Origin of the sequence: Bacteroides sp. LFL-34, assembly GCF_027257075.1 — a bacterium.
Lineage (GTDB): Bacteria > Bacteroidota > Bacteroidia > Bacteroidales > Bacteroidaceae > Bacteroides > Bacteroides ovatus.
In genome coordinates, this window is record NZ_JAPQKZ010000062.1 from 1 (window position 1) to 22,872 (window position 22,872).

General features: G+C 46.9%; 12 protein-coding genes and 1 pseudogene. 4 read left to right on the forward strand and 9 right to left on the reverse strand.

Going from position 1 to position 22,872, the window contains the following annotated elements:
- The 4 genes from N5O98_RS24400 to mobC all read left to right on the forward strand — a co-directional run.
- Positions 1 to 196 (forward strand): hypothetical protein (locus N5O98_RS24400; protein WP_117937947.1); only part of this gene is annotated, 196 nt, incomplete at its 5' end.
- On the forward strand, positions 193 to 621 hold the full coding sequence (gene mobA, locus N5O98_RS24405) for a conjugal transfer protein MobA (protein WP_004291488.1): 429 nt from the start codon (positions 193 to 195) through the stop codon (positions 619 to 621). The genes N5O98_RS24400 and mobA, both read left to right, overlap by 4 nt.
- Positions 600 to 1,847, forward strand: coding sequence for a conjugal transfer protein MobB (mobB, locus tag N5O98_RS24410; RefSeq protein ID WP_004291483.1), 1,248 nt, complete (start codon positions 600 to 602; stop codon positions 1,845 to 1,847). The genes mobA and mobB overlap by 22 nt, the downstream gene beginning before the upstream one ends.
- Before the next feature lie 30 nt (positions 1,848 to 1,877).
- Positions 1,878 to 3,896: a conjugal transfer protein MobC gene (gene mobC / locus N5O98_RS24415; protein WP_004291482.1), complete on the forward strand. Its 2,019-nt coding sequence runs from the start codon at positions 1,878 to 1,880 to the stop codon at positions 3,894 to 3,896.
- A 131-nt stretch (positions 3,897 to 4,027) separates the two neighbouring features.
- On the opposite strand, the gene N5O98_RS24420 is transcribed toward mobC, so the two are convergent.
- The 9 genes and pseudogenes from N5O98_RS24420 to N5O98_RS24460 form a co-directional block, all read right to left on the reverse strand.
- Entirely contained in the window at positions 4,028 to 7,282 is a 3,255-nt protein-coding gene (locus tag N5O98_RS24420) for a P-loop NTPase fold protein (protein ID WP_004291481.1), read from the reverse strand.
- A gap of 16 nt (positions 7,283 to 7,298) precedes the next feature.
- A complete protein-coding gene (locus N5O98_RS24425) occupies positions 7,299 to 8,429 on the reverse strand; it encodes an ATP-binding protein (RefSeq protein ID WP_004291480.1) in 1,131 nt (376 codons plus the stop codon).
- A gap of 301 nt (positions 8,430 to 8,730) precedes the next feature.
- Positions 8,731 to 9,336: an RteC domain-containing protein gene (locus N5O98_RS24430; RefSeq protein WP_004304269.1), complete on the reverse strand. Its 606-nt coding sequence runs from the start codon at positions 9,334 to 9,336 to the stop codon at positions 8,731 to 8,733.
- A gap of 238 nt (positions 9,337 to 9,574) precedes the next feature.
- Positions 9,575 to 9,997 carry a dihydrofolate reductase family protein gene (locus tag N5O98_RS24435; protein WP_004291474.1) on the reverse strand — a complete coding sequence of 141 codons (423 nt, stop codon included), beginning with the start codon at positions 9,995 to 9,997 and terminating at the stop codon, positions 9,575 to 9,577.
- Between the two features lie 279 nt (positions 9,998 to 10,276).
- Positions 10,277 to 11,599, reverse strand: coding sequence for a sigma-54-dependent transcriptional regulator (locus tag N5O98_RS24440; protein WP_004291471.1), 1,323 nt, complete (start codon positions 11,597 to 11,599; stop codon positions 10,277 to 10,279).
- A pseudogene (locus tag N5O98_RS24445) lies at positions 11,592 to 13,910 on the reverse strand (hybrid sensor histidine kinase/response regulator). Before N5O98_RS24445 ends, N5O98_RS24440 begins: the two are co-directional and overlap by 8 nt.
- A complete protein-coding gene (tet(Q), locus tag N5O98_RS24450; protein WP_004291466.1) occupies positions 13,910 to 15,835 on the reverse strand; it encodes a tetracycline resistance ribosomal protection protein Tet(Q) in 1,926 nt (641 codons plus the stop codon). Before tet(Q) ends, N5O98_RS24445 begins: the two are co-directional and overlap by 1 nt.
- A 657-nt stretch (positions 15,836 to 16,492) precedes the next feature.
- Positions 16,493 to 22,309, reverse strand: a complete 5,817-nt coding sequence (locus N5O98_RS24455) for an N-6 DNA methylase (RefSeq protein WP_004291462.1) — start codon at positions 22,307 to 22,309, stop codon at positions 16,493 to 16,495.
- Positions 22,299 to 22,751 carry a DUF1896 domain-containing protein gene (locus N5O98_RS24460; protein WP_004304266.1) on the reverse strand — a complete coding sequence of 151 codons (453 nt, stop codon included), beginning with the start codon at positions 22,749 to 22,751 and terminating at the stop codon, positions 22,299 to 22,301. The genes N5O98_RS24455 and N5O98_RS24460 overlap by 11 nt, the downstream gene beginning before the upstream one ends.
- Positions 22,752 to 22,872 lie beyond the last annotated feature (121 nt).

Sequence of the window (22,872 nt, forward strand, 5' to 3'; positions counted from 1 at the left end):
GACGGATTTTTATGTTCACCTGAACATAGCAAGATGTCTTTTCAGCCGCTCAAAATATTTTGAGCAGCCACGAAAAGCACTTGCCCTTGCAGGGGGCGGGCTTTCCCTCCGAAGTCGGGAAGCCTTTCAGAACTGCGGTGCTGTAATCCGAAGCGGCGGCTTATGCCGTCAATCCGCTAAATCCAAAGTAATATGAAAGAGAAAAGGAAAAGCAAATCAGGGAGAAATCCCAAACTTGATCCGGCGGTGTACCGGTACACCGTCCGTTTCAACGAGGAGGAACACAACCGTTTCCTCGCCATGTTCGGAAAATCGGGTGTCTATGCACGGTCTGTTTTCCTCAAAGCGCACTTCTTCGGGCAACCGTTCAAGGTGCTGAAGGTGGACAAGACGTTGGTGGACTATTACACCAAACTGTCGGATTTTCATGCACAATTCCGTGCCGTGGGTACGAATTACAACCAAGTCGTGAAGGAACTGAGGCTGCATTTTTCAGAGAAAAAGGCGATGGCGTTGCTCTACAAATTAGAGCAACACACCGTCGAACTCGTGAAACTGAGCCGCCGGATTGTGGAACTTTCAAGGGAAATGGAGGCAAAATGGTCGCAAAAATCAGTGTAGGAAGTTCGTTGTACGGCGCGATTGCCTACAACGGGGAGAAGATTAACGAGGCGCAGGGGCGGCTTCTCACCACCAACCGCATCTACAATGACGGTTCGGGAACGGTGGACATAGGCAAGGCGATGGAGGGTTTTCTCACCTTCCTGCCACCGCAGATGAAGATCGAGAAGCCGGTGGTGCATATCTCTCTCAACCCGCACCCGGAGGATGTGCTGACCGATATTGAGTTGCAGAATATCGCCCGCGAGTATCTGGAAAAACTCGGTTTCGGAAACCAGCCTTATCTTGTATTCAAGCACGAGGACATCGACCGCCACCACCTGCACATCGTGACGGTCAACGTGGACGAGAACGGGAAAAGGCTCAACCGGGATTTTCTCTACCGCCGCAGCGACCGTATCCGCAGGGAACTGGAACAGAAGTACGGATTGCATCCGGCAGAACGTAAAAATCAGAGATTGGATAATCCGTTGCGCAAGGTGGCCGCATCGGCAGGTGATGTGAAGAAGCAGGTAGGCAACACCGTGAAGGCTCTGAATGGGCAGTACCGTTTCCAGACGATGGGCGAATACCGTGCGCTCCTTTCCTTATATAATATGACGGTGGAGGAAGCGAGGGGCAACGTGCGCGGACGGGAGTATCACGGGCTGGTCTATTCCGTCACGGACGACAAGGGTAACAAGGTGGGCAACCCGTTCAAATCCTCGCTTTTCGGGAAGTCCGCAGGCTATGAAGCCGTACAGAAGAAGTTTGTCCGTTCCAAATCGGAAATCAAGGATAGGAAACTGGCAGACATGACGAAACGCACCGTCCTTTCCGTGCTGCAAGGCACTTATGACAAGGACAAATTTGTATCCCAACTCAAAGAGAAGGGCATCGACACCGTACTGCGCTACACAGAGGAAGGGCGCATCTATGGGGCTACCTTCATCGACCACCGCACGGGATGCGTGCTGAACGGTTCGCGCATGGGTAAGGAGCTTTCGGCGAATGCCTTGCAGGAACACTTCACCCTGCCATACGCCGGACAACCGCCGATACCGCTATCCATCCCTGTGGATGCTGCGGACAAGGCACACGGGCAGACCGCCTACGACAGTGAAGATATATCGGGCGGTATGGGCTTGCTCACTCCCGAAGGTCCGGCGGTAGATGCCGAGGAAGAGGCTTTCATCCGGGCGATGAAGCGCAAAAAGAAGAAAAAACGCAAGGGCTTGGGTATGTAATCAGAGTATCAACAATTAAAAAATCAATGTATGTCACAACAAGAAGACGATTTGAGGGCATTGGCGAAAATCATGGATTTTCTGCGTGCCGTGAGTATCATTTTAGTGGTCATGAACGTGTACTGGTTCTGCTACGAAGCCATCCGGCTGTGGGGCGTGAACATCGGCGTGGTGGACAAAATCCTTCTGAACTTCGACCGCACGGCGGGGCTGTTCCATTCCATTCTCTACACGAAGCTGTTTTCCGTCCTTTTGCTTGCCTTGTCCTGTCTGGGTACGAAGGGTGTCAAGGGTGAGAAAATCACTTGGGGGAGAATCTGGACAGCATTTGCCGTCGGGTTCGTGCTGTTTTTCCTGAACTGGTGGTTGCTGCCCCTGCCGCTGCCGCTTGAAGCGGTGACGGGACTGTATGTCCTTACCATTGGAACGGGCTATGTCTGCCTGTTGATGGGTGGTCTGTGGATGAGCCGCCTGTTGAAACACAATTTGATGGAGGATGTTTTCAACAACGAGAACGAGAGTTTCATGCAGGAAACGAGGCTTATCGAAAGCGAGTATTCGGTCAATCTGCCGACACGTTTCTATTACAGGAAACGCTGGAACAACGGTTGGATCAATGTAGTTAATCCCTTCCGTGCGTCCATCGTGTTGGGTACGCCGGGCAGCGGCAAGTCCTATGCCGTGGTAAACAATTTTATCAAGCAACAGATTGAAAAGGGCTTTAGTCAATACATCTACGATTTCAAGTATCCCGACCTATCTACTATTGCCTACAACCATTTGCTGAACCACCCGGACGGCTACAAGGTAAAGCCGAAGTTCTATGTGATCAACTTCGACGACCCGCGACGCTCTCATCGGTGCAATCCCATTCACCCGGATTTTATGGAAGATATTACGGATGCCTATGAGAGTGCCTACACAATAATGCTCAACCTCAATAAAACGTGGGTGCAAAAGCAGGGCGACTTCTTCGTGGAGTCACCTATCATTCTGTTTGCCAGTATTATCTGGTATCTCAAAATCTATCAGAACGGGAAGTTTTGCACGTTTCCCCATGCTATCGAGTTTCTGAACCGCCGTTACGAGGATATATTTCCGATACTGACCTCTTATCCGGAGCTGGAGAACTACCTTTCGCCGTTCATGGATGCGTGGCTTGGAGGGGCTGCGGAGCAGCTCATGGGTCAGATAGCGTCGGCAAAAATCCCGCTTTCGAGGATGATTTCACCGCAGCTCTACTGGGTGATGTCAGACAGCGAGTTTACGCTGGACATCAACAATCCCGAAGAGCCGAAAATCCTCTGCGTGGGTAACAATCCCGACCGTCAGAATATCTACGGTGCGGCACTCGGTCTGTATAATTCCCGTATCGTGAAGCTCATCAACAAGAAGGGGATGCTGAAGTCATCGGTCATCATCGACGAGTTGCCCACAATATACTTCAAAGGGTTGGACAATCTTATAGCTACCGCCCGAAGCAACAAGGTTGCCGTGTGTCTGGGCTTTCAGGATTTCAGCCAGTTAGTGCGTGACTACGGGGACAAAGAGGCGAAAGTGGTGATGAACACTGTCGGCAATATTTTCTCCGGTCAGGTGGTGGGGGAAACAGCCAAGACGCTCTCCGAGCGGTTCGGTAAGGTGTTGCAGAAACGGCAGTCCATCTCCATCAACCGGCAGGATGTTTCCACCTCCATCAACACGCAGATGGACGCGCTCATTCCACCGAGTAAGATTTCCGGGCTTACGCAGGGAATGTTTGTCGGTTCTGTATCCGACAACTTCAACGAGCGTATCGAGCAGAAGATTTTTCATTGCGAGATTGTGGTGGATGCCGAAAAGGTGAAACGGGAAGAAAGTGCCTACAAGAAAATTCCCGTCATTACAAACTTCACGGACGAGGACGGCAACGACCGCATGAAGGAAACGGTGCAGGCGAACTACCGGCGCATCAAGGAAGAGGTGAAGCAGATTGTGCAGGAGGAACTGGAGCGTATCAAAAACGATCCGGTGCTGTGTAAACTGCTACCAGATAATGAGACTGTCTAACAAGTCCCCAAAATTGAAAATTATCCCTATCGAAGTTTGAAGTGACCCCCAAAAGTTGGATACAATTTTTTTGGGGGGCACTTCAGTTCTGACGGGTAAAATCGTAAAATTCGGACTTGTTAGACAAATACTTACGCGGTTTCAACCTCAGGTACTGAATCTATCGAATTGACAAATTTAACCAATTGCGGATCTGAATCTTTTTGTATGAGGTTTCGGAGACTCTTTTTCAATTCATAAGCATCATCCCCTGCTGTATTTATTAAATCCATATAAAAATCTTTGTTTTGCAGAATCAATGAACGGCATGCCCCATCGGAAATTACAGGTTTCACTATTTTATCAATAACGTCTCCAGCTTGACTTTTCAAATTACCATGCGATCTAAGCCATGTTTCGAAAAATTGAAACTTTATTGCATTGATAGTCTTTTTACCGATGCAGAAATCATTTCTTATATCGGTAACTGTCGATTTAATTTTTCGTTTATCCAATCTTTCAACTATATTCTTGAAACAATTAGGGAAAGGATTCAAACTTTGAGTTCCAGAAGCAATATCCATCAGAATCTTTTTGCCAAATTCAGTCAAGTTATCTGGCAAGGATTTGATTTTAGCCAGTAAATGTTTTATTGCGACAAACCAATAATATGATGTATGTGCTGTTCTTTGGGCGTATAATGTATCAACACTTATTTCAGACAACGCTTCGAACGCTATTTTATTGATATGATCGGTCAGGACATTGCTTATTTTAGTGGTCAAATCGTAAAAAGATGCGTCAGGAATTACATCTTTAATATTGTTCTTAGTGATATACTTATCCAAATCGGTATTCCACTCTGCTAAATGCTCGATAAATACCTCATCCGTTACACCTATTCTGTTCTTAATATCTTCAAATTGGGGCAATATGTCTGAGAGCAATAATTTATAGCCAAGTTTATGATTTACCATGTATTGTAGTGTTTCATTTAATAGCGGTATATTCCATCCCACACTATTTACTAATAAGTCTCCATGATCCACATAATAGTCCATGAGTTCTGCAACATATTTTATATCTCCACCCTCTATTAAGGAAACGGAATGACCATGTGCCAATTGCATGGCGACTAAATCGTAATATCCAGACTCTTTAATGTTTCGGCCATCAGTTTCTAATTCAGAATGCAACTGATTTATGTAGGTTGAATCTAACGTTACAGGTAAAGGTCTTTCTTCGTCAGATGCCAATAAACGATAGGTTGTAAATATAGCCCCTATATTATCTTTATTTACATTCTGTTCATCAATGCAATTCGTGATCGCTTGCAAAAGCGTTGGAAACGTATAGGTAGAATTATCTTTTAACGTTTTTACAATATCTGCATGGTCGAAATTATCGGGTAGTAAGTTTGCCAAATAATTATCGAGCGCCTCCGAATTTGTTGCTACTTGATAATATTTATATGCTTTAGTTGTCGCGTTATCCCGATAGGCAGCATCTGTTGCATTTGCAGCTTGAATATAATCGATAAATGTATTTGGCTTGACTGTTTTTGCTTCAATCAATGACGTAAAATCGCACGCCAACTTATTTTGCGCAATAAACCTGTCTATTGCATCTAACGTTTTGAAATAGTCGCCGCCATTGAAGTCATTGAACCGAACTATCTTCTTATATAATTGAGCAATCACATGGTTTTGGCTTTCCGTGTCTAAATGCAACAGCAGTTCTTGGTATTCGACAGGGAACACCTGCTTCTCTATGGATTCTTTTAATTTCAATTGTGCTATTCTTTGCCATACACGCAGAATAACATCGCTCTTTCGAGTTAATTTATGCAAACAATGTATAATCTTATCGATAAGCGCATTGTCCATACATTGTATAACTTCTTCTAATACAGTGTCAAATTGTTTATTAGTCTCTGCATATTGATTTATGTCGTGGTCTTCTTCTCCGTTGATGCAGCCTTCAATATATTTTTTCAATGGAATTTGTCGAGCATCTTCAACATCGACACCATATACCAAAGCTGCAATTTCGCGTTGTGTTTGCAGATCATTGTTAATTATTGTTTGAATGCCATTCAGATAGTCGCCGGACAATATTTGTTCTACTGGATTTGCCAGAATATCCGTCTTCTTCAAACAGAACAATGCTATGTTTATCATCAAAATTTCGTTACACCACTCTTGTTTAAGAGCGACCATCTCATTGATATATGATATAATTTCCCTAACATTGGCATTAGGATTTACCAATCTGAATATCCGATTTATAGTTTCTTTCGCTTCATTTTCTGTTTCTCCAAATGCTTCAACAAACAGTTTGTTGAATATACTTCGATAGTCGGTAATAACAGGAGGAGCAACACGATAAACAATAGGGAAAGTTTTATTGATAAAATACTTGGTCAGTTGTTTCGTTTGTTCGTCGGTCTCATCTCCGAATGCACAAGCTAAATGTGTTTCATCGAAAGGAATAACAGCCCAAACATTTTCAAAACCGCTATCGGCGAAGAACGTATGGATAGAAGACCATAATTCTTTTACTTTTTCAGCGGGGAGACGATCCATGTTGTCAAAAACAAGGACTAATTTACGTTGTCCTTTTTCCTTGATAAAATCAGAAATGTCTTGCATCCATGTTTTGAACTCGTAAACCGTTGGTTCGTCTTCGCTCAAAGTCTCATAGCAAACGTCCTTTTCGACTTTATCTTGATAAATAGCTAACATATAACTCCATCCATATTTATGATCTTTGCTATATGCCCATTTCCAAACGCACAATGCAATAAGAACTGGCAGTGCAGCTATGATAATAGACAATAAAGAAAACCACCATGTTGTGGGTGTAGGTTTTACTGCATACGCAATAAATGTAAATATCGGAGTTAAAACTGCAACCAAAAATGCCGCAACCATACCATTACTGATAAGGGGATATTTTTCGGTTACGGTCTCCGTTTTACGGGCTAATAAATATTTCAGCTTTTCAGACCATGATACGGTTTTCGTACCTCCACCTTTGACTTTTATTGTTGCATTTCCAGATAGGATACCATCATCAATAAGTTTGCTTGTAAGCAATTCCAATATAGAGCGGCGTTGCAAGTCCTCTTGATGTCCCCATGCGTCATACTCAAAAAAGTAATAGTCGTCTGATAATTCACGTTCCAACATTTTAACCACGTTGGATTTTCCAGATCCCCAAATACCTTCGATGCCGATAATTCGAGGTAAAGTACATTCCTCATCCAATGAATCATTCTGACAAAAATGGCGAGCAATAGTTTTTGCCAACCTTTCTTGCGAACCTCCATCGAATTTGTCAATACCACACGGTTTATTTTGGATAAACCGCGGATATTGCTGTTTGGATTGTAGTTTTGTTTCCATATACGTAATTTATTGATTATACGAACTCCAAATAATTCTCCCGATTTACCACATGAAACTCGGCATAGGGATAGGCTTCTTGGAAGGCTTTCGGTGCGGCCGGCATTTTATTTCCCCACTTGAACTCCAAGGCGGTAAGACTGTCGGCACTCTCCTCAATCAGGTCGATTTCCTGTTTGTCGTAGGTGCGCCAGAAATAGAACTCCCTGTGCAGTCCCTCATTGAAGTTCGCTTTGCGCCGCTCTCCGATGATGTAGTTCTCCCACAGCGCACCGACATCCTGCCGAATGGCCAGCGGTGAGAAAGCCCCGATAATGGCATTGCGAATGCCGTTGTCGTAGAAGTACCACTTGCCAGCTTTTGTAACCTCCTTGCGTAGGTTACGCGAATAAGCCCCCAGACGATAGATAACGAAGACCTTTTCCAATAGGTCGAGGTATTTTTCAACGGTCGTCTTGCTCATGCCGAGTTGTTTACCTAACTCTTCGTAAGAAACTTCGCTGCCCAACTGAAAAGCTATCAATCGCAGTAGATCGCGCATCTTGCTCGAATTTTTTAAGCCGTCAATTGCTAAGATATCTTTAAGCAGGTATGCACCGACAATATCACGTAGGTAGTCTGTTTTACGTTCATAGTTCTCCATCATTACTACTTCGGGATAGGAACCGTAAATCAAGCGCGCTTCGAGGTTCTGGCGGGTTTCAAGTGCCGTTTCCGTCTGTGCGATTTCCCGTTGCGAGAATGGTGTAAGGAGAAATTGCGTACTGCGGCCGACCAACGGTTCACCAGTCTTATTCAGCAAATCGAATGACGAAGAACCACTTGCCAAGACACTTATTCCCGGTATTTCATCAACTATCAACTTCAGAATACTACCGATTTGTGGTATGTTCTGTGCCTCATCAATAGCCAGCAAATCAATACCATCCAATAAATGCCGATAATTGGCTATTGAGCGATTCTCCAATAGTGCTAATGTGTCGTAGTCTTCGCCGTTGAGCATCATCGTCCTACCTGAATAGTTGTCCACAATTTTACGCATCATTACCGTTTTACCAACACGGCGAGCACCAAAAATCAGTACTGCTTTATTGGGCGCGATTCGTGCTGTAATCTTCTCTTGAAGTATTCTATTTACTGTTTCCATACCTTATAAAATATAATGCAAAGATAATCATATTTTTTTAATTGGCGAATTTTACAAAAAAAACGGGCTATTAAATGGCGATTTTTACAACCACAATCTTATGGAAGTTGTTTCATTGTTTTTAGTAATGATATATGTTCATACTATGATGACTCAATAATTTACCAGACATACGTTTCTGAAATTTGTCCTTATAGGAATGAAAAACTCACATATATTGTGCTAATTAATATATAATTAAATGAAAATAAAAAGACAGGATACGAGTATTCCTGTCTTCTCATATGTAATGGATATTTTTTTATTTTCTCATCCGCTCCAACTCCTCATCACGCAACATTCTCTCGTTCAGTTTTTCCTGCATCCTGTCAATGAAATAGGTGCGGCTTTCGTTCTTCCGGCGTTTGATATCAGTGTAGAAGCGGTAGCAGTCTTTAGAATCAACCCCGAATATCTTATAGAGAAGTGGGGCGAGCTGTTTGAGCGGCATATTGCCGTTGTTGATGCAGCCCATCACGTCTATGCCGTAGATAAGTTCCACGAGGTCGATGGCATTGCCCGTCCATTGAAGAAGGCTGGCGGTGGTTTCTGTTGCGTTGTTGGCGGATATTAGTGGTGGCACTTGGGGCGTGGCAAGGAATTTCTGCATCTTTCTTACGAAAGACAGAGCCTTGCTGACGTAGGCGGCAATCTCTCTTTTTTCTTCTGACAGATTACGTACGGGATGGTGCTGCAACTCGATTTCGATGTAGGCAAGCGCGATGACGGTAAGGTTCATGTCCATGCCGCCGTTGCACAGTTCGATCACTTGGGTGGCGAAAGCCGTGTATGCCGTTTCCATATTGCAGTCGCCGGCTTCGTTTATCAGGCGGAAAAAGTCGGTTTCCGCCAGCAAGAAATAATTCATGGTTCTGTCAATTTTGAAAATTACACTTTGTTTTCTGCGTGCGCACATGAATATAATTGGCAAAAAACGCGGCAGAAAATAAAAAATCCAACACTCAATTTTACAAAGTGCTGGATTTCAGAGGTATAAAATTCAGTATTTTTTCACAAGGACAAATTATCTCCGACTTAAATTGTTTGTAATCGGAACATTTATTCTATTCCTGAAAATAGAAATGTATGCTTGCCGCACATTTTGGCTATCTTGCTTTTTTATCAAGGATATAGATAATGCGACATACACCGTTGGGATAGCTTTTCAAAGAGGAAAGCGTCCAGTGTTGCTCTGGCAGAGCCGACTTAAAAAAATGTCGTCCGCTTCCGGATATGAAAGGAACGGTGTATAGTATGATTTCATCCACAGCGTGCATCCGCAGCAGTCCGTTTATATAGTCTGCCGTGTCCGGTGTGGCTTCCGCGAGGTAACGGATGTTTGTGCAGTCTTTTCTCCATTCGTGCAGCATTGAAATGGAATAGTCCGGTGTCACACGGTAAAAGGCTTTCTTCCTGATTTCATCAAGACCGCAACGGTCAAGGCACAAATCCTGATGTGCTTTATCATATAACTCTGAAGAAAGACATCCGTCCATCGTCAGTACGGCGAGAATCTGAACTTTACCCATAATCGTTTCCTTTCGTTAGGCAAGGGTAAAAAAGTAGCGTGCAATTCACACTACCTTCAAGCGATGGCTCTGGTAAAGCCTTTACGGAGAGTACGTGAATGCACGCTATGCGTAAGCATAGCATAAGCATCACGCAATCGTCTCCGTAGTTCCAATTTACCAGATTTTCGCTTGAAACGCCTTGCGGTCTTATCCTATATGTTGGCGGCGAAAAGCTCCTGCCAATCGCCGTTTTTCTCAAATGTTATGCAAAGATAGCCAAATTCAGTGAATTACGGGCTATGATTGCTTGAATTTATATTTAAGTCCATACTCTTCAAGTTTGCTGTATAGTGTTGTCCTGCCTATGCCGAGCAGTTCTGCGGCGACACTCCGGTTGCCGTTTGCCTGTTTCAACGCACGCAATATCCGCTCCTTATCCTCCGCGTCATTGCGCAAGGCGAAGCTGACAGTAGAGGTCGGTTTCGTCACGGCAAGTTCCAGATGCTCTTTCATGACAACACCTTCCTGCGCCTGCAATACAGCACCCATAACTTTCTGCCGAAGTTCCCGCACGTTGCCCGGCCATGCGTGTGTCAGCAACGCTTTACGTGCTTCGGAACTGAACCCGCTCACGCTACACTCCAGCTCTCTGTTTGCCATATCACGGAAGAACTCTGCCAGCGGCATAATGTCTTCTTGACAGTCACGCAACGGAGGAACGGTTATCCCGAAGTCGTGCAGGCGGTACAGAAGATCCTGCCGAAAACGCTTTTCATTCACCGATACCTCCAAATCTTCATTGGTAGCAGCGATGATGCGGACATTGAAATTCCGGTCTGCCTTGTCTCCGACCGGGCGATACCGCCTCTCCTGTATGGCACGGAGCAACATCTGTTGGGTTTCCAACGCGAGGTTTCCTACCTCGTCCAGAAACAACGTGCCGCCTTCCGCCTCATGGAAATATCCTTTCTTGGCATTGTCCGCACCTGTAAATGCACCTTTGACGTGTCCGAAGAAAGCCGACGGTGCAAGCTCTTTGGAGAGTGAACCGCAGTCCACCGCCACAAATGGCTTGCCTGCACGTTTGCTCTTGTCATGCAACAGGTGGGCAATATGCTCCTTGCCCGTGCCGTTCTCACCAAATATCATCACGCTCATATCGGTGGCGGCTACCAGCCTTATGCGGTGCATGATTTTCTGAAAGGCGGAACCTTCACGGGCGAATATAGGCATACGGCGTTGTCCTGCCTGACGTTCTTTCAGTATGGAACGGATCAGGGGGACAAGTTTATCCTCCACAAGCTGTTTGGGAATATAGTCTATCGAGCCGAGTTTCATGCTTTCCACGGCGGTATTAACTTCGGCGTAGTCGGTCATAATGATGAAGGGCTGCATCTTTCCCTCCTTTCGCATCCAGCACAAAAGGTCTATGCCACTGCCGTCAGGCAGACGCAGGTCGGCAACCACGATATCATTATCTGTTGCCTGTTGCAGATGTTTCTTCGCGGTTGAGAGGTGGTAAGCCTTCATATTGCGGTAGCCCTCCCGTGACAGCATATTGCAGACATATTCGCAATACACGATGTTGTCTTCCACCACAATTATTTTTGTCTTATTCATCTTCGTATTTTCTCCTTTCCTCTTCTGCCAACCGTATTATTTCCACTCCCTTATCCAGCACGGCAGTCACGGCATGGCTTAACGCTTCACCATCCGGGAGAGCATCGCCACGAAGCAATCCGTAAAGTACATTCAGCGGTTGGTCGGCACGGAGCACCTCCCACGAACTGCGCAGGTGGTGGATCAGGGAATCCAGCTTTTGCAGGTCTTTTTCTTTTGCTGCATCCCGTACCGCCTGCATTTCCTTTTCTGTTTCAGTTATCAACTTTTCCAGCATGACGGCTTCATTGCCATAGGACAATAAGGCGGAAAAGTCCGGTTTCCCGTCCGGTGTCGCTTTTATGGCACACCTGTCGGAAACCTCCATCAGTTCCGATATGGAGAACGGTTTGAACAGGCATCCGGCAAAGCCTTTTGCCAATAGTTCCCCTTTGTTACAACTGCCCGAAGCGGTTGCCACAACCACCGGGATTGTTGGTGAATTGCCCACGTTGGACGAACGCAACAGTTCCAGCAATTCGAAACCGTTTATATCGGGCATATTCAAGTCTGTCAGCAACAGGCTGTATTCTTTCTGGCGTATCATTTCCATCAGTGCCGCAGCATCGGTGCAAGTGTCGCAGTGTATTCCTTCTTGGGAATACATCTCTTTCAGCATCAGAAGTAATACCTCATCATTGTCAATGGCGACAACATCATGGAATTTATTGTTATGATAAACAGGTGTATTGCTTGTATATCCAAGCTGTTCTTCAGCTTCCTGCATAGAAATTTCAACTGTGAAACGACTGCCTTTCCCTTTCTTGCTGTCTAAACGGATTGTTCCGCCAAGCATCGACACAATATTACGCATTATGGCAAGCCCAAGCCCGAAACCCTCCTTTGCGGCGGCATTTGATAGACGTTCAAACGCACCGAACGCTTGTTTCTGTTCCTCTTCTGTCATGCCTGTACCTGTATCTTCAACGACCAGTGTCAGAACTCCATTATCATATTCAGTAATCAAAGAAACACCGCCTTCTTCTGTGAACTTGACAGCGTTTGACAGCAGGTTATTCCCGATTTGTATTATTCGCTCTTTGTCGGTCAATACAATGGCATCGTGTCCAGTCTTCACGGACAAGGACAGCCCTTTGTTCACGGCAACAGGCATGAACTCCGTTTCAAGTGTGTGCGTGATTGCTGAAATCCGGCAGGGTGACAGACGGGGCTGTTCCTTGCCGTTGTCCAGGCGGAAGAAGTCAAGCAAAGTGTTAAGCATATCCCGCATACGGTCGGAGGATTGCAGTATGTTTTGGATATACTGCCCGGACTTATCCTCACACTGTTCTTTCCGTATCAGTCCGGCATAGCCTGTTATTGCTGTCAGCGGTGTGCGCAGTTCATGGGTGATAGTATGTACCGCCTTCTTCCTTGACGTTATCAGTGCCTCGTTCCGTTGTACGGATTGTTCCAGTTGCCTTATCAAATCAGTTGTCTTGTGCTTGTATTGTTTAATGCTTTTTGCATCACGATGTATGATGATGTAGGAAATTAACAACAATAGAAGAACGAATCCCATTAAACCGCCTACTTGCATAAATGACTTTTCACGCATGGCAACTATTTCGTTTTCCCGGCTTTGCAGTTCGGTTTATACCTTTTCTTCTATTTGGCAAATCAATTCTTGCAGTTGTCTGTTAAGTTCTGCATTACGAGCTGCAAGGCTGTCGGCTTGTTCCGACAATTGGCGATCCTGCACTTTCTGTTCGCTGATTACGTTTCTATTGACCGAATGAAGGATAGTGGTTGATACTGCTGGAGTTACTTCCTTTTTTTTGCCGAATATGCCTAAGAAACCTTTTCGTTTTGGCTTTTTGGACTGTTCCTGCACACTTTTCTGTACAATAACCGGAATTTGATTGGCTATCTTCTTGTTAATAGATTGTTGTTCATCCATTAACCGGACTATCTGGAACATCTGTCGTTCCTTATCCTCTAAAAGACTGCGCACACTATCGATGCGCTCTGCTGGATAGGTGGCCTTGAAACGGCAGAGCATACTGTCCATTGCCATACGCCGTGCATGGTAATGCTCGATATCTTTATCGTTCCATTCCAGTATTGTTTCACCCAATAGAGAAAATTTTATCATTTGAATATTGATATTGTTTATTTCTTTTCGGAGCTCGTCTATTTTTTTATTGCCAAGTTCTAATGCTTCTATCTCCTGCCATTCATAGAGGCTATTATATGCCATACATCCGATAAGAATGGAGATAAGTATATATCCCAACCGTATTGCCTTATAGAAATTTCCTGACCGCTCCATTATTTTAATGACATTGATTTTTGGAACATGAATAAAAGTTTATCTTTTTCGTTCATGCGGATATTATCAGAATAACCGTCTTTTGTTATTTGATACCCACATGGCTTAACCATAAAAATGCCTAAGCCCTTAGTGTACGAACTTACTTCTGAGGCATAGTCTTTACTTGTATTTAATGGAACTTTCCCTTTAATATGACACCACTCATTATTACAACTGATGTCTTCAATCTCAGACATCAGTTTTTGCAAATCTGTAATAGCTTTGGAACTCGCTACTTGGGGTATCTGCAACTCAAAACAGAGCATCGGTTCGAGAATGTCCACACCTGACTGTTGCAAAGCCAGCCTGAAGACATAAGGGGTCAGCTGTCTGAAATCAGCAGGTGTACTTACCGGGCTATAATACTCGGCTTGAGTAAAAGTTACTTTCAGATCTGTCACTTCCCATCCATGTAAACCAGATTGGCAAGACATACGAATCCCTTCAAAAACGGCATTTTGAAAAGAATGGTTCAGATAACCATAGGAGATGTCACTTTCGATTTGCAACCCTGCCCCTAACGGTAAGGGTTCAAGAGTCAGCCCTATTGTGGCCCAGTAAGGGTTGGGTGGTACTTCGATCTGAATAATCTTATTGACCTTTTTTATAGGTCGTTCTTTGTAGATAGTCTTGATCTCATCAAAATGGACCTTTACGGAAAATCGTTCTTCCAGCAATGTCTGTATGATTTCCTTTTGGGTCAAACCATATAACGAGATTTCCAATTCATCACTATATGAGTTTATGGAAAAGGACAAAGACGGGTCTTCAATCCACAATGTATTCAGAGCGGATATCACCTTGCTTCTCTCTTCGGGCTTATTTGGCCGGACGGAGGATTTGAGAGCGGGATGCTGATGAGATAATCCTTGAATCAAACAAGGTTTAGCACCTAAATAATCTCCGATTCGAAAATCTTCTATATCTTCTACAATCGCGATATCATTGGCACCCACTTCATCAACATTTATCTCTCTGCCCTGATAAATAGTCTTTAGATTTTTAATCTTGATGAATTTTTCCGAATCGTTGATTCTTACAACGTCTCGAAGTCTCAGACTTCCGTCAATTATTTTAAGAAAACTTCTTTTATGCCCTTTGGGGTCATGCTCTATCTTATAGAGATAAGCTGAAAGTCTGTTTGAGACTGATGCCGGAGGAAGTATAAAAGAAGAAATGGCGTCCAACAACTCATTGATACCGATATTGAACATTGCTGATCCATGTAGCACCGGATAGACTTTGGCTTTTGCCACAAGAGCGATTATCGTATTCCAATAATCAGCCGGTGAAATTTCGCTATCCGCCAAATATCGTTCTAATATATCGTCGTCATGGTTGCATACAAATTCTTTGTATTCTTCCTTTATATATGTTTGGGAGCAAACCGGATAAACCGATCCATCGACAACAGTTTGCATAAACAGGACATCTTGCGACAGATTTGTTTTTATATCCATATACAAACGCTCCAAATTCACACCGGCACGGTCAATCTTATTGATAAATATAATTGTCGGGATTTGCAGCTTTTGTAAAGTACTGAACAGCAACTTTGTCTGCGCTTGTATGCCTTCCTTTGCGGATAAGATGAGGACTGCTCCATCAAGCATTTTGAATGTCCGCTCCACTTCCGCAATAAAATCCATGTGTCCCGGAGTGTCAATGATATTGCATTTCACTCCATTCCAGATAATAGATGTCGTAGAAGCCCGGACAGTAATTCCTCTACGTTTCTCTATATCCATAGAGTCCGTTATGGTGTCACCATTATCCACACGGCCGCACTTTTCCGTTGCTCCACTGGCAAACAGCAGATTCTCGGTTACGGAAGTTTTTCCTGCATCAATGTGAGCAAGAATTCCTAAATTTATAATATTCATTTGGATTAAGCAATAATATACTACAGTAGATGCATTGTCGAAACGCACCTTTTAATACCTCCTCGTAGCATATGAGAACTACAGGATTACTAACTCGTATTAATATGTATATTATTACTGCCGCATAACGATTACAAAATTACACAAAAAAATATATCTAACAAAAGTGGGAGGATTTTTTAACTTTTTACCATAGACATTTTATTAGGGAAGCGTAGGTTCAACTGGCAAGTACAAATAAGTAGAAATGTTTGAACAACACCGTTTTAGGAAGTTGAAAAATCAAGTTTCTCTCTCGGTATAGCGTTTATTTTGGCCAATATCTTCTTTAGTTTAGCATTTGTGTATTTCCCATTCGTGTTCTATTTAGCTCCTTATTATGAGTATGTAGCAAGTTACTTATCAAATTCAGCCTCTTTGAGGGTCAAATATGGTTTTGCAAATGGTGACTGACAAGACATAAACAAGGTCAGCAGGAATTTTTTACATAAATGGACATGAATGTATATAACCTAAAATAAGAATAAATTTTAATAAGGGCTGCCCAAAAAGAAAAAAATGCAGTTGCCATCCTATAGATACTTGCAGAAAGGATAAAATTTACTTTTAGACCTTTTGGGATAGCCCTTATTAATACTTCAGATAAAATTCCTTAGGTTATATTTTCAATCCTTTGGACCGGGTTTCCTCCTTGGCATACAGTCCCGGACGCCCGATTATGACATGGTTGGCAACGATACTATCCGCCGGACTGCGTATCTGCGGCGGTGCATTTTCGGGATATTGCGCCTGCCTGTTCCTCACATCTTCCGCTTCCGGCTTGAGCTGTTGCCCTTCATTCTCCTTTTCTGCGACTTCGGGCGTGGGTGGCGCAAGCTCCAGCTGAATTTTTCGGTCAAGGGCGGCAAGTTCGGACTTCAACTGCTTCAGCTCGTCCTCCTTCTTCCACACCTTACCCGCTATCTCCTGTAACTGCGGTATCTCCATCTCCAGCACCTCGTTCTTCGCCTTGTACTGGTCGATGATGGAGGGTATCCTCTCCATCGCGTTGAGGAAGTTGCGGGCGGCGGCCAACGGGTCAGCCATCGCCAGATGCCCGTTGTTGTAGGTGTACTTGTAGTTCCCCTCGACCACGAAGCGGTTGTCGGTGAACTCCAATCCCTCTTTGAGTATCCTTTCGCTCACCACCTTTATCGGAAAACCGTAAAGTTCACCGACCTGCGTGTACAACCCTCCGGTCGTGGCATTCTTGGCTATCTCCTGCAAACGCTTTCCGATGACCTTCTCATCGGCGGAATCCACTCCGTCCACCTTTATTATATTAAGGCGGTTGCCCTCCTTGTCGGTCTGCACCACCGACAGGAAGCGGTTCCAGTCCTCCGTCATGGCATCTATGAAAGCCGTGTTGTTGCGCAACTCGCCGGTCTTTGACTCCAGCTTGAACTCCGAATCACGCTTGCCCTTGTTGAACGACTTGCGTTCCCCTTCGAGCGATGCGATCCGCTTTTCCAGTTTCGCCTTGTCCAACAGGTCGGTATTGCCGGAGAGCAACGCCATGTATTCCGAGAAATTCATGCCCGATTTTTCGTCCATTGCCCCCTCGTCGATGGTACGCGCACCCATCGCACCGCTTTTGAGCTGGCTTATGAAAGTCTGCTTGCAGTGCAGGAGGTTGAACTTGTAGCTGTCCAGTGACTTCTCCACCGCGTAGATGATTACATCCACGTTGTTCCCGGCGAAATGTTTGGCAATCTCATTACCTGCCCTAACTCCGCGTCCGTCACGCTGTTGCAAGTCGGACGGTCGCCACGGCGTATCGAGATGATGGATAGCCACACACCGTTTCTGGGCGTTCACACCCGTTCCGAGCATAGAGGTAGAGCCGAACAGCACACGCACCGTCCCGGCGTTCATGGCGTCTATCACCGCCTTCCGCGCCTTGTCGGTCTTGCACTCCTGAATGAAGCGCACCTCGCTTGGCGGTATACCGTAGTCCTCCGTCAGTTTGCGCTTGATTTCCGAATAGACGTTCCACCCGTCGCCCGGCTGGTATGTCCCCAAATCAGAGAAAACGAACTGCGTGCCTTTCTGGGCGTCGTATTTTTGATAATACTCCGCGATCATCTTGGCACAGTGACTCGCTTTGTTGTCGGGATGATCTTCGTAATTCGGGTCTATCATGCGCATGTCGAGTGCCATTTTCCGGGCATAGTCCGTGGCGATGAGCATCTTCGCCTTTTCTTCCGTTTCCGAAAGCGGCAGCCTGCCCAACAAGGTGGCATCGCCCGTCTTGGCGAACTGCATCAGTTTCTGTATGAAGTCCTCCTGTTCCGGCGTGGGCGGTATATGGTGCAGTATCTCGTTCTTGGCAGGACGGTCAACGCCCACATCCTCCGCCGTGCGGTAGTCCGTGATTTCATTATAGAAGGCGGCAAGCTCCGGCACTTTGATGAAGTAGCGGAAACGCTCCTTCTGGACCACATTGTTCGTCACGTTAAATTCAAAATCCGTCGTCTTCTTGGCAAATATCGCCGCCCAAGCGTCGAAACACCTTATGTCCTGCCGTTCCAGCTCCTTCGGGCGCAGGTACTTGAACAGCAGGTACAATTCAGTCAGTGAGTTGCTGATAGTCGTGCCGGAGAGGAAGGTCGCACCCAAGTCTTTTCCTGTGCGCTCCTGTATGGTGCGTATGGCAAAGAGCATGTTAAGTGCCTTCTGGCTTCCCTCGCTGTTTCCCAATCCCGCCACACGGTCGTGGCGCGTGTTGAAAGTCAGATTCTTGAACTGGTGGCTCTCATCTATGAAGATGTGGTCGATGCCCATCTGCTTGAAATCCACCACGTCGTCCGTGCGTGACTTTATGGCGTGTTCCACCTTCTCCAGCTTCGCTTCAAGGTTGTGCTTGCGCTTCTCCAATCCTTTCAGCATCGCCCGCGACACGTTCTTTCCCTGCTGCCGTAGCACTTCGAGGTTTTCCTCCACCGTGTCAAGCTCTGCTTGCAGGATGCGCTGCTGCAATTCCGGCGACTGCGGTATCTTGCCGAACTGGTCGTGCGACATGATGACGCAATCGTAGTCGTTGTTCTTTATATTATTGAAGAAGCGCACACGGTTGGCGGTCGAAAAGTCCTTCTCCGAAGCGTACAGAATACGTGCGTTGGGATATGCCGCCTGATAGGTGGCTGCAATCTCCGCAACGTTGGCTTTCAGCCCGATAATCATCGGCTTGTGTGCCAAATTCAGACGCTTCATCTCATGCGCGGCGATGCACATTATCAGCGTCTTACCGGTTCCCACCTCGTGGTCGCAAATTCCGCCGCCGTTCTGTTTCAACATCCAGACGCAATCCATCTGTGAGGGATAGACGCTCTTGATACCCCGGCTTGCCAGCCCTTTCAGGTTGAGGTCGGGAAAGGTCTGATGGGAGCCGTCGTAGCGCGGGCGCACGAAACAGTTGAACTTGCGGTTATACATCGTCACAAGCCGCTCCTTGAACTGCGGCGACTGCTCTTCGAGCCATTCGGAGAAGCCGTTTCGTATCTCGTCAATCTTGGCGTTGGCGAGTTGTATTCCCTCGCTGTCGCGCATCTTGATGTCGTTGCCATGCTCGTCCTTGCCGATGGACTTCATCATGTCAGGGCAGGTGTTGTGCAGGGCGTGTTTTAGGAGGTGCATACCGTCATAGTTCCGGTAATACCCCTTCACCAGAAACTCGTCCGTGATTTTCATGGTGCGGTAGCCGCACACCACCGAAAACTCGTCCATGCTTGCGGAATAGGCGATTTTCACCTCCGTGTCGAACAGCCGGCTCATGTAGGCGGCATAGACACCCGTCGGAATCCAGCGTTCCCCGAAATTGAAGTCCAGATCCTCGAAGGCGATGCGCTGCGGCTCGGCATCTTTCAGAGCCTCCAACGCCTGCTTCACCTCCGGCATACGCTCATTTTCGGGATTGTCACCCATCCATGCCTCTATGCGTTCCGCTTTCTCTATGACATTTCCGGCGATGAAACGGTCTTTGATTTCGTAACCGGTCACGAGCGGATTGTAGTAGATGCGCCCTTGCAGGGCAGTGAGCAAATCCTCCGCCGTGCTGTCGGTTATCTCCCGCATATAGTCGAGATTGACCGTACCATATTTGTTGAGCGACGCAGACAGGGCTTCTTCGGGAGAGCCTACGTTGGCATGGCTCTCCACCGCGAAGGAAACAGGATGCTCGAAGATGTCCGCCTTGACGAACTTTCCGTTTTCCATCCGTTCCAGCGAAAGGATGTCGCGCCCGCCCGCATCCATCATCACTAACTTCACGTTCTGCTTGGCGTTGAGGTTGCCGTAGCGCATGACAAACTCATCGTAACAGGTATTCAGATGCTCTCGCCACGGAACATTTGCCTCGCGCCGGAGCGATTCATAACGGTACAGACGCTCGTAGGCGTCACGCAGCGACACATACAACAACGCCTTTTCCTTCTGGTATCCTTTCAGGTCGAGCGGCTGGAATGTCGCCCCGTATGGCGTGATGTCTTTCAGGTAGCCGATGTTATGACGCCCCCGGTCAGCCACCAGCGACCCTTCGCGCAGGTGCATCTCCGGCGTGCGGTGGTAGGCACGCGGAGAAAGGTCCACGACTTCCTCCTTCGGCTTTTCCGCTTCGATGTCGGGGAAAAGGAAAGTCCCCACCGCTTCCGATGGGGTATCTGTAACGGCAGGTGCGGCGACTGCCTCCGGCTGTGTTTCCTCCTGTCGTGGCTGCTCACGGGAAGTTTCCGGCACGGCTTTCACTTCCGTCTTTTCCGCCACTTGTTTCTCGTTATGCTGCCTTGCCAGTTCCCGAAGTTCTTTCCTACGCTCCGGCGTCAAACCCATCATCATTTCATAGAAACCGTTGATGGGAGGATTGGTATCCCAGTCCAGTGTGGCATAGATGTCGTCCGGGTCGGCAGGCTTGGCGGTGTTCTCCGCTTTCACCTCCTTATTCTCCATTGCGGGTTTTGCAGTTGGAGCTGTCGGTGTAACCGTGACTTTCGGTTTGGGCGGAGTGGACTTTGCCGTAACTGCCTTTTTCACCGTCTTTTTCTTTTTGGAGGTTTTCGGTTGGCTGACCTCTTCCGTCATCCCCCAGAGGTCAAGCAGGGTGAGCTGCACGCCTGCGGAATATTGCGGGCGCGGTTCTATCTCCGGCTTTTCATCTGCGGGTTGCGGCTTTTCTGTCGGAGTTTCCACCGTCTGCGCCGAGGATACTGTTTCCAATTTTATGGCAGGACGCTCTACTTTATTTTGAACGGCAACTTTTTCTTCCGTTCCTGCCTGCCGGATTGAACCCGAATACAAGCGCATGGCAAGCCTGTAATGGAAATCCTCGTCGAGCATACGGCGCAAATCCCCGGCGATGCCTGCTGCCTTGCCCTCGTGCAGATAAACCATAGCGGGCTTCCCGTAGGGGTCTGTGTCAAGTTTCGCCATCGTATGCACGATGCGTTCCGGGTGGTGGATGAAATAGGCGTTGTCGGTCAGGGCGGTTTTCGTGTCCGTCTGTATCACGGTCATCAGCCGCTCGTCCTGCGACATTTCCTTCTTGCTGAGGTTCTTTTGCAGGACAATCAGGTCACTGCCCACCTCCGTGCCCGCGTTGTCCGTGAACAGGTTGTTGGGCAGGCGTATCGCGGATACCAGATTGGCCTGACTGAACAGCTCGTTACGCACGGAGGTCTTGGTGCTATTCAATACCCCTTGCGAGGTGATGAACGCCACGATACCGCCGTCACGCACGGCATCCAGTCCTTTGAGAAAGAAATAGTTGTGGATGGTTTTCTGGGCGGAGCGTCTGCCGAAAGAGTCGCTCCGCTGAAACTCCGCGTCGAACACGGCAATGTCACCGAACGGAATGTTGGACACCGCCAAGTCGAAATAATTGTTGAACGGTCTTTCGATTTTCTCAAAACCGCAGGTGCGCATTTTCTGGTCGGGATAGAGATGCCTCAAGATTGTACCCGTGAGCAGATCCTTCTCGAAAGCCATCACATCCGCATTGGGGCTGTGCCGCAGCATGGAATCCACGAACACGCCGACACCTGCCGACGGTTCGAGCATACGGGCGGGGCGGACGCTGTAATCTGCCAGCACGTCCGCGATGGTGTCGGTTATCTCTTTGGGGGTGTAGAAAGCGGTCAGCACGGACGCTTTCAGCGAATCCACAAACCGCTTGTACTCTGTTTCGTCCTTGCTGTTCTCACGGATAAGCCTGTGCAGCTCCACCGTCGGGGCGAACAGTTCGAGGTCGGATTTCGCCCACCGGACGGCATCCGTCAGTTCCTTTGCAGGGTTGAGGATACATTTCAGACCGCCGAAACCGCAGTACCTTTGAAGTATGGCACGCTCTTCGGTTGTCGCTGTCCTATTTTCCCTGTCAAGGATGAATGCCGTCCGTATCGCCTCGATGTTGTCCCGCAGTTTCTGTTTGCGGTTAAACGCCATATTCGTCTAAGTAAAGGACGGTTGCTCCCGTCAGCTCCGTGTAGAGCAGGTCGTAATCGGAAGACAGGGCGAAATTGTCATCCGAGAGGTCATAGACGGAGAACACGTTGCCGACAAGCGGCAGCAGTTTCAGGACAAAGGCTTCACGCTTCTCTTCCGGCACTTCATCGGCAAACTCGTTTTCCACGACTTCGCGGAGGATGGCGTAACGGGAATAATGCAGCCCGCGCAGCAGCGTGTCCATCGCCAGTTCCTGCGCACCATCGGCGGGATAGCCTTCAAGCCGTGCCCTCTCATACGTTTCGGCGGCACGGTCGGCCCGTTCCCGTATGAAAGCGGTGTCGTCAGCCTGTTCAAACTTGTTCGTGCGGAGATAGTCCAGCAGGTACAGACCGTAATAGGAAAAGTCGGTCTGACCCTCGTTTTTCTTCTTGTTGTTCATTACTTTGGATTTAGCGGATTGATAATTAACGGGATAATCGGTTGGAAAAAGGAAGAAAAAGGCACTCGGTATCCCTCCGAGTGCCACCACTAAATCCAAAGTATGAGTGTAATCCGGTATC

Coding starts and splice junctions, on each gene's coding strand:
- mobA (WP_004291488.1), top strand. CDS start 193: ATGAAAGAGAAAAGGAAAAGCAAATCAGGGAGAAATCCCAAACTTGAT.
- mobB (WP_004291483.1), top strand. CDS start 600: ATGGTCGCAAAAATCAGTGTAGGAAGTTCGTTGTACGGCGCGATTGCC.
- N5O98_RS24420 (WP_004291481.1), bottom strand. CDS start 7,282: ATGGAAACAAAACTACAATCCAAACAGCAATATCCGCGGTTTATCCAA.
- N5O98_RS24440 (WP_004291471.1), bottom strand. CDS start 11,599: ATGAATAAGACAAAAATAATTGTGGTGGAAGACAACATCGTGTATTGC.
- N5O98_RS24430 (WP_004304269.1), bottom strand. CDS start 9,336: ATGAATTATTTCTTGCTGGCGGAAACCGACTTTTTCCGCCTGATAAAC.
- N5O98_RS24425 (WP_004291480.1), bottom strand. CDS start 8,429: ATGGAAACAGTAAATAGAATACTTCAAGAGAAGATTACAGCACGAATC.
- mobC (WP_004291482.1), top strand. CDS start 1,878: ATGTCACAACAAGAAGACGATTTGAGGGCATTGGCGAAAATCATGGAT.
- N5O98_RS24460 (WP_004304266.1), bottom strand. CDS start 22,751: ATGAACAACAAGAAGAAAAACGAGGGTCAGACCGACTTTTCCTATTAC.
- N5O98_RS24435 (WP_004291474.1), bottom strand. CDS start 9,997: ATGGGTAAAGTTCAGATTCTCGCCGTACTGACGATGGACGGATGTCTT.
- N5O98_RS24455 (WP_004291462.1), bottom strand. CDS start 22,309: ATGGCGTTTAACCGCAAACAGAAACTGCGGGACAACATCGAGGCGATA.